The 19,736-nt window shown below is 65.9% G+C and carries 15 protein-coding genes and 4 tRNA genes; 17 read left to right on the forward strand and 2 right to left on the reverse strand.

What is annotated here, in order from left to right; translation table 11 throughout:
- Nucleotides 1–32: 32 nt before the first annotated feature.
- Nucleotides 33–896, forward strand: a complete 864-nt coding sequence (gene htpX / locus WA675_RS11655) for a zinc metalloprotease HtpX (protein WP_336084263.1) — start codon at nucleotides 33–35, stop codon at nucleotides 894–896.
- A gap of 14 nt (nucleotides 897–910) precedes the next feature.
- On the opposite strand, the gene WA675_RS11660 is transcribed toward htpX, so the two are convergent.
- Nucleotides 911–1,402 carry a YajQ family cyclic di-GMP-binding protein gene (locus tag WA675_RS11660; protein WP_071930525.1) on the reverse strand — a complete coding sequence of 164 codons (492 nt, stop codon included), beginning with the start codon at nucleotides 1,400–1,402 and terminating at the stop codon, nucleotides 911–913.
- A 177-nt stretch (nucleotides 1,403–1,579) separates the two neighbouring features.
- Between WA675_RS11660 and WA675_RS11665 the strand changes: the two genes are divergently transcribed.
- From WA675_RS11665 to WA675_RS11715, 11 genes are all read left to right on the forward strand, one after another.
- Nucleotides 1,580–1,662 (forward strand) — tRNA-Tyr (locus tag WA675_RS11665).
- A 254-nt stretch (nucleotides 1,663–1,916) separates the two neighbouring features.
- Nucleotides 1,917–1,989 (forward strand) — tRNA-Thr (locus WA675_RS11670).
- A gap of 59 nt (nucleotides 1,990–2,048) precedes the next feature.
- Nucleotides 2,049–2,124, forward strand: a tRNA-Met gene (locus tag WA675_RS11675).
- A 36-nt stretch (nucleotides 2,125–2,160) separates the two neighbouring features.
- A complete protein-coding gene (gene rpmG, locus WA675_RS11680) occupies nucleotides 2,161–2,331 on the forward strand; it encodes a 50S ribosomal protein L33 (RefSeq protein WP_019049401.1) in 171 nt (56 codons plus the stop codon).
- Nucleotides 2,332–2,459: 128 nt separating this feature from the next.
- Nucleotides 2,460–3,527: a fused (3R)-hydroxyacyl-ACP dehydratase subunits HadA/HadB gene (locus WA675_RS11685; protein WP_336084529.1), complete on the forward strand. Its 1,068-nt coding sequence runs from the start codon at nucleotides 2,460–2,462 to the stop codon at nucleotides 3,525–3,527.
- A gap of 198 nt (nucleotides 3,528–3,725) precedes the next feature.
- Nucleotides 3,726–3,798: transfer RNA gene (locus WA675_RS11690), tRNA-Trp, on the forward strand.
- A gap of 31 nt (nucleotides 3,799–3,829) precedes the next feature.
- Nucleotides 3,830–4,210 carry a preprotein translocase subunit SecE gene (secE, locus tag WA675_RS11695; RefSeq protein WP_336084264.1) on the forward strand — a complete coding sequence of 127 codons (381 nt, stop codon included), beginning with the start codon at nucleotides 3,830–3,832 and terminating at the stop codon, nucleotides 4,208–4,210.
- Nucleotides 4,211–4,323: 113 nt separating this feature from the next.
- The gene (nusG, locus tag WA675_RS11700) at nucleotides 4,324–5,121 is read left to right on the forward strand and encodes a transcription termination/antitermination protein NusG (protein ID WP_336084530.1); all 798 of its coding nucleotides are present in this window, start codon (nucleotides 4,324–4,326) and stop codon (nucleotides 5,119–5,121) included.
- 240 nt (nucleotides 5,122–5,361) lie between these two features.
- Entirely contained in the window at nucleotides 5,362–5,796 is a 435-nt protein-coding gene (gene rplK, locus WA675_RS11705; protein ID WP_336084265.1) for a 50S ribosomal protein L11, read from the forward strand.
- Nucleotides 5,797–5,877: 81 nt separating this feature from the next.
- Entirely contained in the window at nucleotides 5,878–6,591 is a 714-nt protein-coding gene (gene rplA / locus WA675_RS11710; protein WP_336084266.1) for a 50S ribosomal protein L1, read from the forward strand.
- 111 nt (nucleotides 6,592–6,702) lie between these two features.
- Nucleotides 6,703–7,233 carry an NADPH-dependent FMN reductase gene (locus WA675_RS11715; RefSeq protein WP_336084267.1) on the forward strand — a complete coding sequence of 177 codons (531 nt, stop codon included), beginning with the start codon at nucleotides 6,703–6,705 and terminating at the stop codon, nucleotides 7,231–7,233.
- Between the two features lie 79 nt (nucleotides 7,234–7,312).
- On the opposite strand, the gene WA675_RS11720 is transcribed toward WA675_RS11715, so the two are convergent.
- Complete coding sequence (locus WA675_RS11720) at nucleotides 7,313–8,923, reverse strand: MFS transporter (RefSeq protein WP_336084268.1); 1,611 nt, start codon at nucleotides 8,921–8,923, stop codon at nucleotides 7,313–7,315.
- Nucleotides 8,924–9,324: 401 nt separating this feature from the next.
- Here WA675_RS11720 and rplJ point away from each other — a divergent pair, with 401 nt between their 5' ends.
- The 5 genes from rplJ (at nucleotide 9,325) to WA675_RS11745 (ending at nucleotide 19,705) form a co-directional block, all read left to right on the forward strand.
- Nucleotides 9,325–9,855 carry a 50S ribosomal protein L10 gene (rplJ, locus tag WA675_RS11725; protein ID WP_336084269.1) on the forward strand — a complete coding sequence of 177 codons (531 nt, stop codon included), beginning with the start codon at nucleotides 9,325–9,327 and terminating at the stop codon, nucleotides 9,853–9,855.
- Between the two features lie 60 nt (nucleotides 9,856–9,915).
- Nucleotides 9,916–10,302 (forward strand): 50S ribosomal protein L7/L12, encoded by a 387-nt coding sequence (rplL, locus tag WA675_RS11730; RefSeq protein ID WP_336084270.1) that lies wholly within the window; start codon nucleotides 9,916–9,918, stop codon nucleotides 10,300–10,302.
- Nucleotides 10,303–10,532: 230 nt separating this feature from the next.
- Entirely contained in the window at nucleotides 10,533–11,612 is a 1,080-nt protein-coding gene (locus tag WA675_RS11735; RefSeq protein ID WP_336084271.1) for an ABC transporter ATP-binding protein, read from the forward strand.
- A 540-nt stretch (nucleotides 11,613–12,152) separates the two neighbouring features.
- A complete protein-coding gene (gene rpoB / locus WA675_RS11740) occupies nucleotides 12,153–15,653 on the forward strand; it encodes a DNA-directed RNA polymerase subunit beta (protein WP_336084272.1) in 3,501 nt (1,166 codons plus the stop codon).
- Nucleotides 15,654–15,751: 98 nt separating this feature from the next.
- On the forward strand, nucleotides 15,752–19,705 hold the full coding sequence (locus WA675_RS11745) for a DNA-directed RNA polymerase subunit beta' (protein WP_336084273.1): 3,954 nt from the start codon (nucleotides 15,752–15,754) through the stop codon (nucleotides 19,703–19,705).
- Nucleotides 19,706–19,736 lie beyond the last annotated feature (31 nt).

The following is a 19,736-nucleotide window of genomic DNA, read 5'->3' on the forward strand; positions in this document are numbered from 1 at the left end:
AACTTTCCCCACCCCGGCGACGTTGCACAACCATGCCCAATGGGATCAAGACGTTCGGCTTGATGGTCGGGATGTCGGCGTTGATCGTCGCCATCGGGGCGATGTTCCGCAGTCCCACGATCCTGGTCATCTCGATCGTGCTGGCCGTCGGCATGAACGCCTACGCCTATTTCAACAGCGACAAACTCGCGTTGAGGGCCATGCACGCGCAGCCGGTGAGCGAGCTGGAAGCCCCGGTCATCTACCGCATCGTGCGTGAGCTGGCGACCGCCGCGCGCCAGCCCATGCCGCGGCTCTACATCAGCCCCACCAACGCGCCCAATGCCTTCGCCACCGGCCGCAACCCGCGGCACGCGGCGGTCTGCTGTACCAGCGGCATCCTGCAACTGCTCGACGAGCGCGAGTTGCGCGCGGTGCTCGGCCACGAGCTCTCGCACGTCTACAACCGCGACATCCTGATCTCGTCGGTGGCGGGCGCGATGGCCTCGGTGATCACCGGTCTGGCCAATATGGCGCTGTTCGCCGGTTCCTTCGGCGGGCGCGACGGTCAGGGCCCGAACATCATCGGCGTGCTGCTGGTCTCGCTGCTCGGCCCGCTCGCCGCGGGCCTGATCAAGATGGCCGTCTCCCGGTCACGGGAGTATCAGGCCGACCAGTCCGGCGCCGAACTCACCGGCGACCCGCTGGCCCTGGCCTCGGCACTGCGCAAGATCGAGCGCGGCGTCCAGGCGGCCCCCCTGCCCCCGGACCCCAAGCTCACCAGCGAATCGCACCTGATGATCGCCAACCCGTTCCGCGCGGGCGACCGCATCGCCCGCTGGTACTCCACCCACCCCCCGATGGCCGAACGCATCAAGCGCCTGGAGGAAATGGCAGGCGGCACCCACCGTCATTGAGTGCCGCCGCCGCACTACCTGTAGTTGACGAACTGCAGTGCGATGCCGAAGTCCTCGCCCTTGAGTAGCGAGATCACCGCTTGCAGGTCGTCGCGCTTCTTGCTGCTGACTCGCAGCTCCTCGCCCTGGATCTGCGCCTTCACGCCCTTGGGACCCTCGTCGCGGATCTTCTTGCTGATCTTCTTGGCCTTCTCGGTGTCGATGCCCTGCACCAGCGTGCCGGTGATCTTGAACACCTTGCCCGAGGGCTGCGCCTCGCCCGCGTCGAACGCCTTGAGCGAGATGTCGCGGCGGATGAGCTTCTCCTTGAACACCTCGAGCGCGGCCTTGACCCGCTCCTCGGCATTGGCGGTCAGCACGATGGCCTCTTCACCGGACCACGCGATCGAAGCGTCGGTGCCCTTGAAGTCGTAGCGGGAGTTCAGCTCCTTCTCCGCCTGGTGCAGCGCATTGTCGACCTCCTGCCGATCGACCTTGCTCACCACGTCGAATGACGAATCAGCCACACTGCGCTCCTGTCCCTGAAGGTCCGGCAAACTCCGGGGCCGGAGGTCTACCGGCCACCGAGACAGTTGTACCCGTACGGCCCCGCCACCCGTGCTCGCAGGGGTCCTGTGCAGGCGGTTTGCGTTGGCGGGGTGGGTTCGTTGTAAGCTGCTCAGCGCACCGGAAACGGCGCACAAGGCAGATTGCCCGAGCGGCCAATGGGAGCAGACTGTAAATCTGTCGGTGAAAGCCTACGTAGGTTCGAATCCTACATCTGCCACATCGAACCCCGTCGATCATCAGATCGGCGGGGTTCTTTGGTATGTGGGGTCCGCACAGTTGGATGCGTCGCTGGGCAGGCTCGGCCGACGGTCCCGCAGTTGACTGCGATGCATCGCATTGAATGCAGTAAATTCATGCCTTGACCAGCTGATTTGGTGCTCTCGCCTGGTAGTGTGTAATCTTCTTCAGGACGCCGGAGCACGGGGTCACGCTGATCGGCCCGCCGATACAGACTCTGTGCCACGTAGTCATGCCCCCTTAGCTCAGTCGGCAGAGCGTTTCCATGGTAAGGAAAAGGTCAACGGTTCGATTCCGTTAGGGGGCTCGCCGGATTGCCGGTGGTAGCCGACTTTCCCGCCGGTGCCATCGTAATAGGTCCGCCGTGGCGGTGTAGCTCAGTCGGTAGAGCAAACGACTCATAATCGTTGTGTCGCCGGTTCAAGTCCGGCCATCGCTACCAATAACGACTCAGCCCAGACCGGAAAGAAGGCATATCGTGGCCGCGAAGTCCACCGATGTCCGGCCAAAGATCACCTTGGCCTGCGAAGAGTGCAAGCACCGCAACTACATCACCAAGAAGAACCGGCGTAACGACCCGGATCGTCTCGAGCTGAAGAAGTTCTGCCCGAACTGCGGAACCCACCGGGCGCACCGCGAGTCGCGCTGATTCAGCACCTCAGATTTCACGCCGAAGGCCGGACGAGAGTCCGGCCTTCGGCGTTTTTCGTGTTCCCGCCCGCCGACCCCCGTGGGCGAACGCGGTGGTGACCGGTGAGTAAGGTCCCCCTTGTGACACTGAACACCGGAACTGACGAAGCGGTCTCCGCCGCAGCCGCCGCACCGTTCGATCCCGCCGCGCACGCGACGGCGATGGTCGGCCACCACTACCGCGTCGACGACTTCTACGAGGTCGGCCGCGAGAAGGTGCGCGAATACGCCCGCGCCGTGCAGGACTACCACCCGGTGCACTGGGAGGAGGACGTCGCGCGCGAATACGGCCACGACGGCCTGCTCGCCCCGCTCACCTTCATCTCCCTGGTCGGCATCCTGGCCCAGCGCAAGCTGTTCGAGCAGATCGTCACCGGCTACGACCTGAGCCAGATCATGCAGACCGACCAGATCCTGGAATTCCACCGCCCGATCCGGGTCGGCGACCAGCTGACCTGCGATGTGTACCTGCACTCGTTCCGGCAGGCCTTCGGTGGCGACATCATCGTGACCAAGAACATTGTCACCGCCCAGGACGACGAGCTGGTGCTCACCACCTACACCACCCTGATCGGCCGCAGCGGCGGTGACATCGATCCCAGGATGTCCGACGCGGTGCGCAATGTGCTCATGCACGGCCTCGGCGAGGACGAGCCCGCCCACCACGCCCCCGCCGACATCCCGATCGCCCCGGACCCGGTCACCAAGGCGCCCGCGCCGATCGTGAGCACCCACGCGCTGGCTTTCGACAGCATCGCCGCGGGCGACGCGCTGCCGCCGCGCACGGTGCGCCTGACCCGCGGCGACCTGGTGAACTACGCCGGCGTCTCCGGCGACGCGAATCCGATCCACTGGAGCGACGAGATCGTCGAGCTGGTCGGCCTGGACGACGTGGTCGCCCACGGCATGCTCACGATGGGCCTCGGCGGCGGTTTCGTCACCTCGTGGCTGGGTGATCCCGGCGCGGTCAAGGAGTACAACGTCCGCTTCACCAGTCCGGTGTATGTCGGCGCGGAGTCCCCGGCCGAGGTGGAATTCACCGGTAAGGTGAAATCGGTGGATCCGGAAACGCGCACCGCGGTCGTCGCCATCACGGCGAAGTCGGCGGGGAAGAAGATCTTCGGGCGCGCTACGGCCACCGTGCAGCTGTCCTGACCTGGACACCTGCCCCGGATTGGCGAATACCGCACGCGGTACCGTACACTCGGAGCTCTGGGGTCACCGGCTGCTGCGCGCTGATCTTCCCGGGGAGCTGGCTCCCCTCGAAGGCGGCGCGCATGTTGTGTGACACCAGAGCTCGATAAATGAATATCGACTGTGGTTGGACGTAGCGGCTCAGGCCGGTCCAACCGAAGGGGCGTAGCTCAATTGGCAGAGCAGCGGTCTCCAAAACCGCAGGTTGCAGGTTCAAGTCCTGTCGCCCCTGCCCTGAATGCCAGCGACGAGGAAGGATCGACGTGACGGACGAGCGGGAAACTCGCGCCGAAGACGGCGACGACACCGCCGCTGCCACTCGGCCGAGCGGCAAGCGGACAGCTCGCCGTGCGCGTACGTCGGATTCTCCGGCGGACACCGGTTCGGTCGCCACGCTCGATCGGCCCTCGGCCGCGCGCAAGGCGGACAAGAACGCTGGTAAGGCCAAGACGGGCAATCCGTTCAAGCGGCTGATCAAGTTCCTGCGAGAGGTCATCGCGGAACTGCGCAAGGTGATCTGGCCCAACCGGAAGCAGATGGTCACCTATACGGCCGTCGTTCTGGTGTTCGTGGTCTTCATGGTCGCGTTCATCGCCGGGATCGACGTGGCGTTCGTCAAGGGTATCGACTGGCTGTTCGGCTGATCGCCGACACAACGCCGGTAGCCGATCCCGGGTGGAACGGCGGAGTGCGCGCCGCGCGCCCGACCTGACCCGGCCAGAGGATGTACGTGACGACACAGGAAGCGAGTGCCTCAGTGAGCACCCCGGAGAACGACACCAACGACGAGTTCCCGGTTGACGACGCTGTCGCGGCGGAGACCGCCACCGACGAGGTCGAGGCCGCCACCGAGGACGCAGCTGCCGACGAGGCCCCCGCCGCGGAGGTCGCCACCGAGGAAGACCCCGAAGCCGACCCGGTCGAGTCGATGAAGGCCAAGCTGCGCCGCGTCCCCGGCGACTGGTACGTCGTGCACTCCTACGCCGGCTACGAGAACAAGGTCAAGACCAACCTCGAGACCCGCGTGCAGAACCTCGGCCTCGAGGACTACATCTTCCAGGTCGAGGTGCCGACCGAAGAGGTCACCGAGATCAAGAACGGCCAGCGCAAGCACGTCAACCGCAAGGTGCTGCCCGGCTACATCCTGGTCCGGATGGAACTGAACAACGAGTCGTGGGGCGCGGTGCGCAACACCCCCGGTGTCACCGGTTTCGTCGGGATGACCGGCGGCGGCCCCGGCGCCAAGCCGACCCCGCTGACCATCAACGAGGTCGTGAAGTTCCTGGTCCCGGCCGGTGCGCAGCAGAAGAAGGCGGCCGCCGCGGCGACCACCACCACGTCCACCGAGTCCTCGGGCGAGGTCGCGGCCAAGCCGATCATCGAGGTCGACTTCGAGGTCGGCGAGTCGGTGACCGTGATGGACGGCCCGTTCGCCACGCTGCCCGCCAGCATCAGCGAGGTCAACGCCGAGCAGCAGAAGCTCAAGGTGCTCGTCTCGATCTTCGGTCGCGAGACCCCGGTCGAGCTGAACTTCACCCAGGTCTCCAAGATCTAGCTCGATCCAGCTTCGGTAGCGGCACCGCTTCGGCGGTGCCGTTGCCGTTTACCCACCTCCCCGCCTGCGGTGGCCGTGCCGCGGTTCGGTAGAGTGTGACAGTTCGTGTGCAGACCCGCGCCAGGCGTTTTCCGCCCGGCGGTGCGGTCGTGCGCGAATGCCGGGTTTGGACCCGGCGTGGGAGTGATCCCGCAACAGGCTTACGGCAACCGTAAGGAACCCGAAACCCAAGGAAGAAAGATGCCCCCCAAGAAGAAGAAGCTCGCCGGGCTCATCAAGCTGCAGATCCAGGCAGGCGCCGCCAACCCGGCTCCTCCGGTCGGCCCCGCGCTCGGTCAGCACGGCGTCAACATCATGGAGTTCTGCAAGGCGTACAACGCCGCGACCGAGTCGCAGCGTGGCAACGTCATCCCGGTCGAGATCTCGGTGTACGAGGACCGGACGTTCGACTTCAAGCTGAAGACCCCGCCCGCCGCCAAGCTGCTGCTCAAGGCCGCCGGTGTGCAGAAGGGCTCGGCCGAGCCGCACAAGACCAAGGTCGCCAAGGTCACCATGGACCAGGTCCGGGAGATCGCCAAGACCAAGGCCGAGGATCTCAACGCCACCGATCTCGATCAGGCCGCGAAGATCATCGCCGGTACCGCGCGTTCGATGGGTATCACCGTCGAAGGCTGAGCGAACCCCTCGCTCACTGTGGGAGGGCCGGCCAGGCCCGTAACACCACATCTGAACTCAGAAACTTAAGGACAGAGAAACATGGCAAAGCGAAGCAAGGCGTATCTCGCCGCTGCTGAGAAGGTCGATCGCGACAAGCTGTACTCCCCGCTGGCCGCCGCGCGCCTGGCCAAGGAGACCTCGACCACCAAGACCGACGCGACCGTCGAGGTCGCCGTCCGTCTCGGCGTCGATCCCCGCAAGGCCGACCAGATGGTCCGTGGCACCGTCAACCTGCCGCACGGCACCGGTAAGACCGCCCGCGTCATCGTGTTCGCCGCCGGTGAGAAGGCCGCCGAGGCCGAGGCCGCCGGTGCCGACGCCGTGGGCGCCGAGGACCTGATCGAGCGGATCCAGGGCGGCTGGCTGGACTTCGACGCCGCGATCGCCACCCCCGACCAGATGGCCAAGGTCGGCCGCATCGCGCGTGTCCTCGGCCCGCGCGGTCTGATGCCGAACCCGAAGACGGGCACCGTCACCAACGATGTGACCAAGGCCGTCAACGACATCAAGGGCGGCAAGATCAACTTCCGCGTCGACAAGCAGGCCAACCTGCACTTCGTCATCGGCAAGGCCTCGTTCGACGACGCCAAGCTGGTGGAGAACTATGGTGCCGCGCTGGACGAGATCCTGCGTGTGAAGCCGTCGACCGCCAAGGGTCGCTACGTCAAGAAGATCACGGTTTCGACCAACACCGGACCGGGCATCCCGGTGGACCCGAACCGCACCCGCAACCTCCTCGACGAGGATGCGTGAGCTTCACTGACAGGTAGCTCCTGATCGACCACGAGGGTGGGAACGCACTGCGTTCCCACCCTCGCGGTTTTCCGGGGACTATCCGGCCCGCACGGCCGGTTGTGCCCCGATGTGACCAGAATTCTGCTGATCTCCGGAAGCACCAGGGACGGCTCGACCAATACCGCAGCCCTGCGCACCGTGGCTGCCCTCGCGCCGCCCGGGATCGACACCCACCTCTATCCCGGCCTGCGGGAACTACCCGCCTTCGTGCCCGGTGCAGATCCGGAAGACTTCTCGGCCGTCGCCGCGCTGCGCGCTGAGCTGGCGGCCGCCGACGCGGTGCTCGTCTGCACGCCCGAATACGCGGGCACGCTGCCGGGCAGCATGAAGAACCTGCTGGACTGGACCGTCGGGACCGCTGACCTGCACGAGAAGCCCACCGCCTGGCTGACGGTGGCGGTGCCCGGCCGCGGCGAGGGCGCGGTCGCCACCCTGTCGACGGTGCTCGGCTATGTGGGGGCCGAGGTGGTCGAGCGGGCGTGTGCGCGGCTGCCGGTGCTCGCCGCCGATCTCGGCGAGGACGGTCTGGTCCGCCCGCCGGAGTTCCGCGACGGCGTCTCCGTCGTGCTGGCCGAACTGGCCGCGCACCTCGCGAACTGATCGTGCACTCCGCGCGCTGGCCGCGCACCTAGCGCGCCAGCCGCCCCGGACTGCGGATCAGCCCGGGGCGCCGTCCCGATCAGTGCTCGGCGTCGTCCTTGGCACGCCAGCCGAGCAGCACCGATTCCCCACCCTGCGGTTTCCACGGCAGGAAGATCGCCACGATCACCGCGCAGACGGCGACCGCGCCCGCCGCCACCAGCGACGCGGTGTGCGCGCCCTGCAGGGTGGCGGTCTTCATCGCGACGATGAGGTTCTCGCGCTGGGTCTCCAGGAACGGGGTGAGCTCGCGTTTGCGCAGCTCCAGCACGCTGAGCGGACTGGCCTTGACCAGGCTCTTCTCATTGGCGTTCATGATGCCGAGCGGGATGGCGTCGACCCGGGCGCCGATCCGGCTGCTGTAGTAGGAGGCCACGATCGAGCCGAGCACGGCCACGCCGAGGGTGCCGCCGATCTCGCGGGTGGTGTCGTTGACGGCCGAGCCCGCGCCCGCCTCGTTCAGCGGCAGCGCCGACATGATCGACTCCGTGGCCGGGCCCTGCACGATGCCGAGGCCCAGCGCCATCGACACCATCGACGGCAGCACGCCGATCAGATAACTGCTGTCCACGGTCACCTGCCCACCCAGATACAGGCCGAGCCCGGTGAGCAACAGCCCGATCACCAGCACCGCGGTGGTGCCGACGCGTTGCGCGAGCAGCGTCGCCACCGGTGCGCCGATGGCGACCGAGAACGCGAACGGCAGCGACGCGATACCGAATTCGAGCGGGGTGTATTCGCGCACGCCCTGGAAATACTGGGTGATCAGGAACAGGAATCCGAACATCGAGAAGTAGCCGACGGCAATAGCCAAGGCGGGCAACGAGAATCGGCGATTGCGGAACAGTCGCATATCGAGAATCGGTGCGGCGGTACGCAATTCCCACGTGACGAACGCGGCGAGCAGCACGGCGCCGAGCAGCCCGGTGCCGAGCGTGGTCAGCGAGAGCCAGCCGTTGTGCGGCGCCTCGATGATCGCCCACACCACCAGGGTGATGCCCGCGATCGAGAGCGCGATACCGGGCAGATCGAGCTTGCCCACCGATTCGGAGCGGGATTCGGGCACCCAGAGCAGCGTGGCGATCAGCGCCACCAGCGCCACCGGCACATTGATCCAGAACACCGAGTGCCAGCTGAAGTGCTCGAGCAGCCAGCCGCCCGAGATCGGGCCGATGGCGATGGCGAAACCGGCCATGGCGGTCCAGGCGGCGATGGCGAGCGCGCGTTCGCGCCGGTCGGTGAAGATATTGATGATCAGGGCCAGGGTGGCCGGGAAGACCGCGGCGGCGAACACGCCCATGGCCGCGCGGGCCGCGATGACCTGCGTCATCGAGTCGGCCAGCGCGCCGCCGACCGACATCACCGCGATGCCGATCAGGCCGACGATCATGATCCGGCGGCGGCCGTAGCGGTCGCCGAGATTGCCCGCCGCGAGCAGTAGTCCGGCGAAGGTGAGGGTGTAGGCGTCGACGACCCACTGCAGGCCGGAGACGCCGGTCTGGAGCTGGACGCCGATCGAGGGCAGGGCGACATTGACGATGGTGTTGTCGAGCACCACCAGCAATTCGGCCAGGCAGATGACGACGAGGGCGAGGAATCGCTGCGGACGCCGGTCCAGCAGCACTGGTGGAGCGACTATGGAGGTTGCCATAGCAAAGCAGTGAAGCAGATTACTGTCACCGGACGTAACACTTTTCCGGTGGGATTGCTGCCACATCTGCTCTGTGAAGTGACCTACACCACAGGAAGTTCAGAGGAATAGAGGCCCGGTGGACTCGTTTTGGCAGATGGGGGGAGGTGCCGGTACAGTGGACTCCGGTCATCGACCTGTTCGATGACTACCCATTCGTTCTACCGAAGACCGTTGGTCGTCGATGCCGCCTGTGCGGGGTCGATCGAAGGTCCGGCGACATTGCCGGCGGCCCACGCAGGGAGAGCTGAGGCCGATCTTTTCGCGCCCCGGTACGCCCTGCGTCCGGGGCGTTAGTTTTGTCGCCGGCCCCTGATTCGGTAGTGCGCGTTCACGAACCGACATCAGAGAGGAGGCGAAGTATGGCGAAGCCTGAAAAGGTCACCGCTGTCGCGGAGATCGCGGAGCAGTTCAAGAACTCCACGGCCACCGTTGTCACGGAATACCGTGGTCTTTCGGTCGGCAAGCTCACCGAGCTGCGTCGCGCGCTCGGCGCCGAGGCCACGTACTCCGTCGCCAAGAACACCCTGGTCAAGCTCGCGGCCGCGGAAGCGGGCGTCGAGGGCCTGGACGACTTGTTCGTCGGACCGACCGCCATCACCTTCATCCAGGGTGAGCCGGTCAACGCCGCGAAGGCGCTCAAGACCTTCGCCAAGGAGAACAAGGCGCTCATCATCAAGGGCGGCTACATGGACGGCGCCGCGCTGTCCGTGTCCGAGGTCGAGAAGATCGCCGACCTGGAGACCCGCGAGGTCCTGCTGGCCAAGCTGGCCGGTGCGATGAAGGGCAACATGTCCAAGGCTGCCGGGCTGTTCTCGGCTCCTGCCGGTCAGGTGGCCCGTCTGGCCGCCGCCCTGGCGGACAAGAAGCAGGCCGAAGGCGCTGCCGAGTAATACCCCCGCTCGGGTGTTACCGCCCGCGCACACAGACATTCACCATCGAAAGGAAATATCATGGCCAAGCTGTCCACCGAAGAGCTGCTCGACATCTTCTCGGAGATGACCCTCCTGGAGCTGTCCTCCTTCGTGAAGGCGTTCGAGGAGAAGTTCGAGGTCACCGCTGCCGCGCCGGTCGCCGTTGCCGCCGCTGCCGCCCCGGGTGCCGCCGCTGACGCCGCCGAGGAGCAGGACGAGTTCGACGTCGTGCTGGAGAGCGCGGGCGACAAGAAGATCCAGGTCATCAAGGTGGTCCGTGAGATCGTTTCCGGCCTGGGCCTGAAGGAAGCCAAGGACCTGGTCGAGGGTGCCCCGAAGCCGATCCTGGAGAAGGTCGCCAAGGACGCCGCCGAGGCTGCCAAGGCCAAGCTGGAAGAGGCCGGCGCCAAGGTTTCGGTCAAGTAATTCCGCGCTTCGCGCTCGAGCGGGCGGCTCCCTTTCCGGGGGCCGCCCGCTTGTTATTTGTGGGGACATGCGAAGGTGATACACGCTGTATCAACCGGGTGGGTTACTCTTCAGTCATATGAAGGGTGTGCCCTGTCTCACTGATGGGATACAGTGACCGGACCCACAGTGTCGTGAGGTGCCGCCGTGATATCGCGTGCGGACAGCGGGTGGGGTGCTCGCAGTGATCAATGGAGGTAGGCGTGGGCGTCGAGGTCAGGACCGAGGGTGTTACCAAATCCTTCGGTTCCCAGCGAATTTGGCAGGACGTGTCGATCACGCTCCCTTCGGGTGAGGTGAGCGCGCTGCTCGGCCCCTCGGGTACGGGTAAGTCGGTGTTCCTGAAGTCGCTCATCGGTCTGCTGCGGCCCGAGCGCGGGTCGATCTTCATCGATGGCACCGATATCACCACCTGCTCCAACAAGGAGCTCTACGAGATTCGCAAGCTGTTCGGTGTGCTGTTCCAGGACGGCGCGCTGTTCGGCTCGATGAACCTCTACGACAACATCGCCTTCCCGCTTCGTGAGCACACGAAGAAGTCGGAGAGCGAGATCAAGCGCATCGTCATGGAGAAGCTCGAGCTCACCGGTCTGCTCGGTGCCGAGAACAAGCTCCCCGGCGAGATCTCCGGCGGTATGCGCAAGCGTGCCGGCCTGGCCCGCGCGCTGGTGCTGGACCCGCAGATCATCCTGGTCGACGAGCCCGACTCCGGTCTGGACCCGGTGCGTACCTCGTACCTGGCCCAGCTGCTGCTCAACATCAACGCCCAGATCGACGCCACGATCCTGATCGTGACGCACAACATCAACCTGGCCCGCACCGTGCCGGACAACATCGGCATGCTCTTCCGCCGCAACCTGGTGATGTTCGGCCCCCGCGAGGTGCTGCTCACCAGTGACGAGCCGGTGGTCAAGCAGTTCCTCAACGGTCGCATGATCGGCCCGATCGGTATGTCCGAGGAGAAGGACGAGGCGCAGATGGCGCGCGAGCAGGCGCTCGTCGACGCCGGTCACCACCACGGTGGCGCCGAGGAGATCGAGGGCATCATCCCGCAGATGAAGGCCGAGCCGGGCATGCCCGTGCGCCAGGCGGTCTTCCGCAGGCAGGCTCGGGTGCGCGAGATCATGCATACCCTGCCGCACGCCGCCCAGGTCGCGATCCGCGAGTCGCTGGACCAGTCCGACGACACCCAGGTGATGGCGGCCTACGGCGCCGACGCGCCCACCGAGGTCTTCGGCAAGACGGTTCCGCACGGCCAGAGCAACGGCTGAGCGCCGTTCCCCACGCCAGCGAGCCCCGGCCCTCCCGGCCGGGGCTCGCTGCGTTCCAGGGCCGGAAAACGGGCGTTGAGCGGCGGTTCCGTGGATTGGCGCACTCGGCGTGTCGCGGGTAAAATGGCCGCCGCTGTGGCCGGGGGATGCGCAGCGCGCCAGGCGATCTCACTTCCCGGACAGACTGTGCCGCGCCACTTGACGAGGCGGGCGCGAACCGTCACCCTATTCACAACGGCGTCAGCTGTTGTGGGGCTCCCAGCGCCCGGAATGTCCGACGCGGCCAGCGTTGATGGACATCGGCGCGTTTGCCGTGCGAGTGGTCACTCGGATGGTATGTTGACACCCCCTTGTGTAGGGGTGTAAGTTTGGACGTTGCGCTGGCTGCCTCCTGTCCACACCTTGATTCGCACTCGTGAGTTCCACCTTCCGGTGTTACTTCCGCTGCTGCTTGTTCTGGTTTCGTTCGGGCTGTCACCAGCGAGAATCTCAACGTAGCAGGCAAGCGACGGTCGCGGACCACCACGCGACGCGCGTGAGGTGCTGGAAGGACGCATCTTGGCAGTCTCCACCCAGACCAAGGCTGGAATCCCCGGAGCCCCCTCGAGGGTTTCGTTCGCGAAGATCCGAGAGCCCTTGGAGGTGCCCGGACTTCTCGACCTACAAACGGACTCGTTCGCCTGGTTGGTCGGTACCCCCGACTGGCGTGAGAAGGCGGCCGCACGCGGCGACGTCGGTCTCGCGGGCGGTCTCGAGGAGGTGCTCGAGGAGCTCTCGCCGATCGAGGACTTCTCCGGCTCCATGTCCCTGTCGTTCTCCGACCCGCGCTTCGAAGAGGTCAAGGCCTCCATCGAAGAGTGCAAGGAAAAGGACATGACCTACGCGGCGCCGTTGTTCGTCACCGCGGAGTTCATCAACAACAACACCGGCGAGATCAAGAGCCAGACGGTGTTCATGGGCGATTTCCCCATGATGACCGACAAGGGCACCTTCATCATCAACGGCACCGAGCGTGTCGTCGTCTCGCAGCTGGTCCGCTCCCCGGGCGTCTACTTCGATCACAGCATCGACAAGACCACCGAGAAGGACCTGCACAGCGTCCGCGTGATCCCCTCGCGCGGCGCGTGGCTGGAGTTCGACGTCGACAAGCGCGACACCGTCGGTGTGCGCATCGACCGTAAGCGCCGTCAGCCGGTCACCGTGCTGCTCAAGGCGCTGGGGATGACCACCGAGGAGATCGTCGAGCGCTTCGGCTTCTCCGAGATCATGATGTCGACCCTGGAGAAGGACAGCACGCCCGGCCAGGACGAGGCGCTGCTCGACATCTACCGCAAGCTGCGTCCGGGCGAGCCGCCGACCAAGGAGTCCGCGCAGACCCTGCTGGAGAACCTGTTCTTCAAGGAGAAGCGCTACGACCTGGCGCGCGTCGGTCGCTACAAGATCAACAAGAAGCTCGGCATCCACGTGCACGAGCCGGTGACCTCCTCGGTGCTGACCAAGGAAGACATCGTCGACACCATCGAGTACCTGGTGCGTCTGCACGCCGGGGACAAGGTGATGACCGCTCCCGGTGGCGAAGAGGTGCCCGTCGAGGTCGACGACATCGACCACTTCGGCAACCGCCGCCTGCGTACCGTCGGCGAGCTGATCCAGAACCAGATCCGGGTGGGCCTGTCCCGCATGGAGCGCGTGGTCCGCGAGCGGATGACCACCCAGGACGTCGAGGCCATCACGCCGCAGACCCTGATCAACATCCGCCCGGTCGTCGCCGCGATCAAGGAGTTCTTCGGAACCTCCCAGCTGTCGCAGTTCATGGACCAGAACAACCCGCTCTCGGGTCTGACCCACAAGCGCCGTCTGTCGGCGCTGGGCCCGGGTGGTCTGTCCCGTGAGCGCGCCGGTCTGGAAGTTCGTGACGTCCACCCGTCGCACTACGGCCGCATGTGCCCGATCGAGACCCCGGAAGGCCCGAACATCGGCCTGATCGGTTCGCTGTCGGTGTACGCGCGGGTCAACCCGTTCGGTTTCATCGAGACCCCGTACCGCAAGGTCGTCGACGGCAAGGTCACCGACGAGGTCAAGTACCTGACCGCCGATGAGGAAGACCGCTACGTCCGCGCGCAGGCCAACTCGCCGGTCGACGCCGAGGGCCGCTTCATCGAGGACCGCGTCCTCGTGCGCCGCGCCGGTGAAGAGGTCGAGTTCGTCAACCCCTCGCAGGTCGACTACATGGACATCTCGCCGCGCCAGATGGTGTCGGTCGCGACGGCCATGATCCCGTTCCTCGAGCACGACGACGCCAACCGTGCCCTGATGGGCGCGAACATGCAGCGTCAGGCCGTGCCGCTGATCCGTTCCGAGTCCCCGATCGTGGGTACCGGCATGGAGCTGCGCGCCGCGGTGGACGCGGGCGATGTCGTGGTGAACGAGAAGCCGGGTGTGGTCGAGGAGGTCTCGGCCGACTACGTCACCGTGATGGCCGACGACGGCAGCCGCAAGTCCTACCGGATGCGCAAGTTCAACCGCTCCAACCAGGGCACCTGCTCCAACCAGCGGCCGATCGTGGACGAGGGCCAGCGGGTGGAGAAGGGGCAGGTCCTCGCGGACGGCCCCTGCACCGAGAACGGTGAGATGGCGCTGGGCAAGAACCTGCTCGTCGCCGTCATGCCGTGGGAAGGCCACAACTACGAGGACGCGATCATCCTGTCGCAGCGCCTCGTGGAAGAGGACGTTCTCACCTCGATCCACATCGAAGAGCACGAGATCGACGCCCGCGACACCAAGCTGGGCGCCGAGGAGATCACCCGGGACATCCCGAACGTCTCCGACGAGGTGCTGGCCGACCTGGACGAGCGCGGCATCATCCGCATCGGCGCCGAGGTCCGCGACGGCGACATCCTGGTCGGCAAGGTCACCCCGAAGGGCGAGACCGAGCTGACCCCCGAGGAGCGTCTGCTCCGCGCGATCTTCGGTGAGAAGGCGCGCGAGGTGCGCGACACCTCGCTGAAGGTGCCCCACGGTGAGTCCGGCAAGGTCATCGGCATCCGCGTGTTCTCGCGCGAGGACGACGACGATCTGCCTCCCGGTGTCAACGAGCTGGTCCGCGTCTACGTGGCCCAGAAGCGCAAGATCCAGGACGGCGACAAGCTCGCCGGTCGCCACGGCAACAAGGGCGTCATCGGCAAGATCCTCCCCATCGAGGACATGCCGTTCATGCCCGACGGCACCCCGGTCGACATCATCCTGAACACCCACGGTGTGCCGCGTCGTATGAACATCGGCCAGATCCTGGAGACCCACCTGGGCTGGATCGGTAAGGCCGGTTGGAATGTCGACGTCGCCAGCGACGGCACCCGTCCCGACTGGGCGGCCTCGCTGCCCGAGGAGATGCTCGGCGCCCCGGCCGACTCGAACATCGCGACCCCGGTGTTCGACGGTGCCAAGGACGACGAGCTGACCGGTCTGCTCGGCTCGACCCTGCCCAACCGCGACGGTGAGCGCATGGTCGACGAGAACGGCAAGGCGACCCTGTTCGACGGTCGTTCCGGCGAGCCGTTCCCGTACCCGGTCGCGGTCGGTTACATGTACATCCTGAAGCTGCACCACCTGGTCGACGACAAGATCCACGCCCGTTCGACCGGCCCGTACTCGATGATCACCCAGCAGCCGCTCGGTGGTAAGGCGCAGTTCGGTGGTCAGCGATTCGGTGAGATGGAGTGCTGGGCCATGCAGGCCTACGGCGCGGCGTACACGCTGCAGGAACTCCTGACCATCAAGTCCGACGACGTGGTGGGCCGCGTGAAGGTCTACGAGGCGATCGTCAAGGGCGAGAACATTCCGGAGCCGGGCATTCCGGAGTCGTTCAAGGTGCTCCTCAAGGAACTCCAGTCGCTGTGCCTCAACGTGGAGGTGCTGTCCAGCGACGGCGCCGCGATCGAGATGCGTGACGGTGACGACGAGGATCTGGAGCGCGCCGCGGCGAACCTGGGCATCAACCTGTCCAGGAACGAAGCGGCCACCGTCGACGATTTGGCGAACTAGGTGGTAGGCGCGGTGCGGGGAGACCCGCACCGCGCACCACGCTCGACAACTAGTGAACTTTTGCTCGAATTCGACCCGAACAGGGGAAAGGAAGTTACGTGCTAGACGTCAACTTCTTCGATGAACTCCGGATCGGCCTGGCCACCGCCGAAGACATCCGCCAGTGGAGCTATGGCGAGGTCAAGAAGCCGGAGACCATCAACTACCGCACGCTCAAGCCGGAGAAGGACGGGCTCTTCTGCGAGAAGATCTTCGGCCCCACCCGGGACTGGGAGTGCTACTGCGGTAAGTACAAGCGTGTCCGCTTCAAGGGCATCATCTGTGAGCGCTGTGGCGTCGAGGTGACTCGCGCCAAGGTGCGTCGTGAGCGGATGGGCCACATCGAGCTGGCCGCGCCCGTCACCCACATCTGGTACTTCAAGGGCGTGCCCTCGCGCCTGGGCTACCTGCTGGATCTGGCGCCGAAGGATCTCGAGAAGATCATCTACTTCGCCGCCTACGTCATCGTCGGTGTCGACGAGGAGCTGCGCCACAACGAGCTCAGCACCCTCGAGGCCGAGATGGAGGTCGAGAAGAAGGCCGTCGCCGATCAGCGCGACGCCGATCTCGAGGCCCGTGCGCAGAAGCTCGAGGCCGACCTGGCCGAGCTCGAGGCCGAGGGCGCCAAGTCCGACGTGCGCCGCAAGGTCAAGGACGGCGGCGAGCGCGAGATGCGTCAGCTGCGCGACCGCGCCCAGCGTGAGCTGGATCGTCTCGACGAGATCTGGACCACCTTCACCAAGCTGGCCGTCAAGCAGCTCATCGTCGACGAGGTGCTCTACCGCGAGCTCGTCGACCGCTACGGCGAGTACTTCACCGGCGCCATGGGTGCGGAGTCCATCCAGAAGCTGATGGAGAACTTCGACATCGACGCCGAGGCCGAGAACCTGCGCGAGACCATTCGCTCGGGCAAGGGCCAGAAGAAGCTGCGCGCGCTCAAGCGCCTCAAGGTCGTCGCGGCCTTCCAGGCCAACGGCAACTCGCCCATGGGCATGGTGCTCGACGCCGTTCCGGTGATCCCGCCGGAGCTGCGCCCGATGGTTCAGCTCGACGGTGGCCGTTTCGCCACCTCCGACCTGAACGACCTGTACCGCCGTGTGATCAACCGCAACAACCGCCTCAAGCGACTGATCGATCTGGGCGCGCCCGAGATCATCGTCAACAACGAGAAGCGGATGCTGCAGGAGTCCGTCGACGCGCTGTTCGACAACGGCCGTCGTGGCCGTCCGGTCACCGGTCCGGGTAACCGCCCGCTGAAGTCGCTGAGCGATCTGCTCAAGGGCAAGCAGGGTCGTTTCCGGCAGAACCTGCTCGGCAAGCGCGTCGACTACTCGGGCCGTTCGGTCATCGTGGTCGGTCCGCAGCTGAAGCTGCACCAGTGTGGTCTGCCGAAGCTGATGGCGCTCGAGCTGTTCAAGCCGTTCGTCATGAAGCGTCTGGTCGACCTGAACCACGCGCAGAACATCAAGTCCGCCAAGCGGATGGTCGAGCGTCAGCGCGCCCAGGTGTGGGATGTCCTCGAAGAGGTCATCGCCGAGCACCCGGTCATGCTGAACCGCGCGCCCACCCTGCACCGCCTGGGTATCCAGGCCTTCGAGCCGCAGCTGGTCGAGGGCAAGGCCATCCAGCTGCACCCGCTGGTGTGTGAGGCGTTCAACGCCGACTTCGACGGTGACCAGATGGCCGTGCACCTGCCGCTGTCGGCGGAGGCACAGGCCGAGGCGCGCATCCTGATGCTGTCGTCGAACAACATCCTGTCCCCGGCGTCGGGTCGCCCGCTGGCGATGCCGCGTCTGGACATGGTGACCGGCCTGTTCTACCTGACTCGTCTCGACGAGAAGGGTGTGGGCACCTACCGGGCGGCCACCAAGGACGAGGCCGAGCAGGGCGTGTACTCCTCGCCCGCTGAGGCGCAGATGGCGGTGGACCGCGGTGAGCTCACCGTGCGTTCGCTGATCAAGGTGCGCCTCACCGAGCAGCGCCCGCCGCGCGAGATCGAGGCGGAGCTGTTCCCGGAGGGCTGGCACCGCGGTGACGCGTGGCTGGCCGAGACCACCCTGGGTCGCGTGCTGTTCAACGATCTGCTCCCGGCGGACTACGCGTTCATCAACGAGCCGATGCCGAAGAAGCGGCAGGCCACGATCATCAACGATCTGGCCGAGCGCTACCCGATGATCGTGGTCGCGCAGACCGTCGACAAGCTCAAGGACGCGGGCTTCTACTGGGCCACGCGTTCGGGTGTCACCGTCTCCATGTCGGACGTGCTCGTTCCGCCGGAGAAGGCCGACATCATGGAGCGGTACGAGGCCATGGCGGATCAGATCGAGAAGAAGTACCAGCGTGGTGCGCTCGATCACCAGGAGCGCAACAACGCCCTGGTCAAGATCTGGCAGGAAGCGACCGAAGAGGTCGGTACGGCGCTGCGTTCGCACTACCCGGCCGACAACCCGATCATCACGATCGTCGACTCGGGCGCGACCGGTAACTTCACCCAGACCCGTACCCTCGCCGGTATGAAGGGCCTGGTGACGAACCCGAAGGGTGAGTTCATCCCGCGCCCGATCAAGTCCTCCTTCCGTGAGGGCCTGACCGTGCTCGAGTACTTCATCAACACCCACGGTGCCCGTAAGGGTCTGGCCGACACCGCGCTGCGTACCGCCGACTCGGGTTACCTGACCCGTCGTCTGGTGGACGTCTCGCAGGACGTCATCGTGCGCGAGCACGACTGTGGCACCGAGCGCGGCATCGTCGTGCCGATCGCGGAGAAGCTGGCCGACGGCACGATCATCCGCGACGCCCACGTCGAGACCTCGACCTTCGCCCGGACGCTCGCGTCCGACGCGGTCGACGCCAAGGGCAATGTCGTGGTGGCCAAGGGCGCCGACCTCGGCGACCCGGCGCTGGAGGCGCTGCTCGACGCGGGCATCACCGAGGTGAAGGTCCGCTCCGTGCTGACCTGCACCACCGGTACCGGCGTCTGCGCCACCTGCTACGGCCGCTCGATGGCCACCGGCAAGCTGGTCGACATCGGCGAGGCCGTCGGCATCGTCGCCGCCCAGTCCATCGGTGAGCCGGGTACCCAGCTGACCATGCGTACCTTCCACCAGGGTGGTGTCGCGGGTGACGACATCACCGGTGGTCTGCCCCGCGTGCAGGAGCTCTTCGAGGCTCGTGTGCCCAAGGGCAAGGCGCCCATCGCCGAGGTCTCGGGTCGCGTGCGGCTCGAGGACGACGACCGCTTCTACAAGATCACGATCATTCCGGACGACGGTTCGGACGAAGTGGTCTACGACAAGCTGTCGAAGCGTCAGCGTCTGCGTGTGTTCAAGCATGACGACGGCACCGAACGCCTGCTGGCCGACGGTGACCACGTCGAGGTGGGTCAGCAGCTGCTCGAGGGCGCTGCCGATCCGCACGAGGTGCTGCGCGTGATGGGCCCGCGTCAGGTGCAGGTCCACCTGGTCCACGAGGTCCAGGAGGTCTACCGCTCGCAGGGTGTGTCGATCCACGACAAGCACATCGAGGTCATTGTGCGCCAGATGCTGCGTCGTGTGACGATCATCGATTCGGGTGCGACCGAGTTCCTGCCCGGTTCGCTCACCGAGCGTGCCGAGTTCGAGGCGTCGAACCGTCGTGTGGTGGCTGAGGGTGGCGAGCCCGCCTCCGGTCGTCCGGTGCTGATGGGTATCACCAAGGCGTCGCTGGCCACCGATTCGTGGCTGTCGGCGGCTTCCTTCCAGGAGACCACCCGAGTGCTGACGGACGCGGCGATCAACTGCCGCTCCGACAAGCTGATCGGCCTGAAGGAGAACGTGATCATCGGTAAGCTCATCCCGGCCGGTACCGGTATCAACCGTTACCGCAACATCCAGGTGCAGCCGACCGAGGAGGCCCGTGCCGCGGCGTACGCGGTGCCGTCCTACGACGACACCTACTACTCCCCGGACAGCTTCGGCTCCTCCACCGGTGCCGCGGTGCCGCTGGATGACTACGGCTTCAGCGACTACCGCTAAGCAGTGACAACGAACGCCCCGCTCCTTCCCG

Origin of the sequence: Nocardia sp. SSK8 (assembly GCF_037034205.1) — a bacterium.
Taxonomy (GTDB): domain Bacteria; phylum Actinomycetota; class Actinomycetes; order Mycobacteriales; family Mycobacteriaceae; genus Nocardia.

What these genes read in the sequence shown, in the direction of transcription:
- htpX (WP_336084263.1), top strand. Translation starts at nt 33, where the DNA reads ATGCCCAATGGGATCAAGACGTTCGGCTTGATGGTCGGGATGTCGGCG.
- rplK (WP_336084265.1), top strand. Translation starts at nt 5,362, where the DNA reads ATGCCCCCCAAGAAGAAGAAGCTCGCCGGGCTCATCAAGCTGCAGATC.
- rplA (WP_336084266.1), top strand. Translation starts at nt 5,878, where the DNA reads ATGGCAAAGCGAAGCAAGGCGTATCTCGCCGCTGCTGAGAAGGTCGAT.
- WA675_RS11720 (WP_336084268.1), bottom strand. Translation starts at nt 8,923, where the DNA reads ATGGCAACCTCCATAGTCGCTCCACCAGTGCTGCTGGACCGGCGTCCG.
- rplJ (WP_336084269.1), top strand. Translation starts at nt 9,325, where the DNA reads ATGGCGAAGCCTGAAAAGGTCACCGCTGTCGCGGAGATCGCGGAGCAG.
- rplL (WP_336084270.1), top strand. Translation starts at nt 9,916, where the DNA reads ATGGCCAAGCTGTCCACCGAAGAGCTGCTCGACATCTTCTCGGAGATG.
- WA675_RS11735 (WP_336084271.1), top strand. Translation starts at nt 10,533, where the DNA reads ATGGAGGTAGGCGTGGGCGTCGAGGTCAGGACCGAGGGTGTTACCAAA.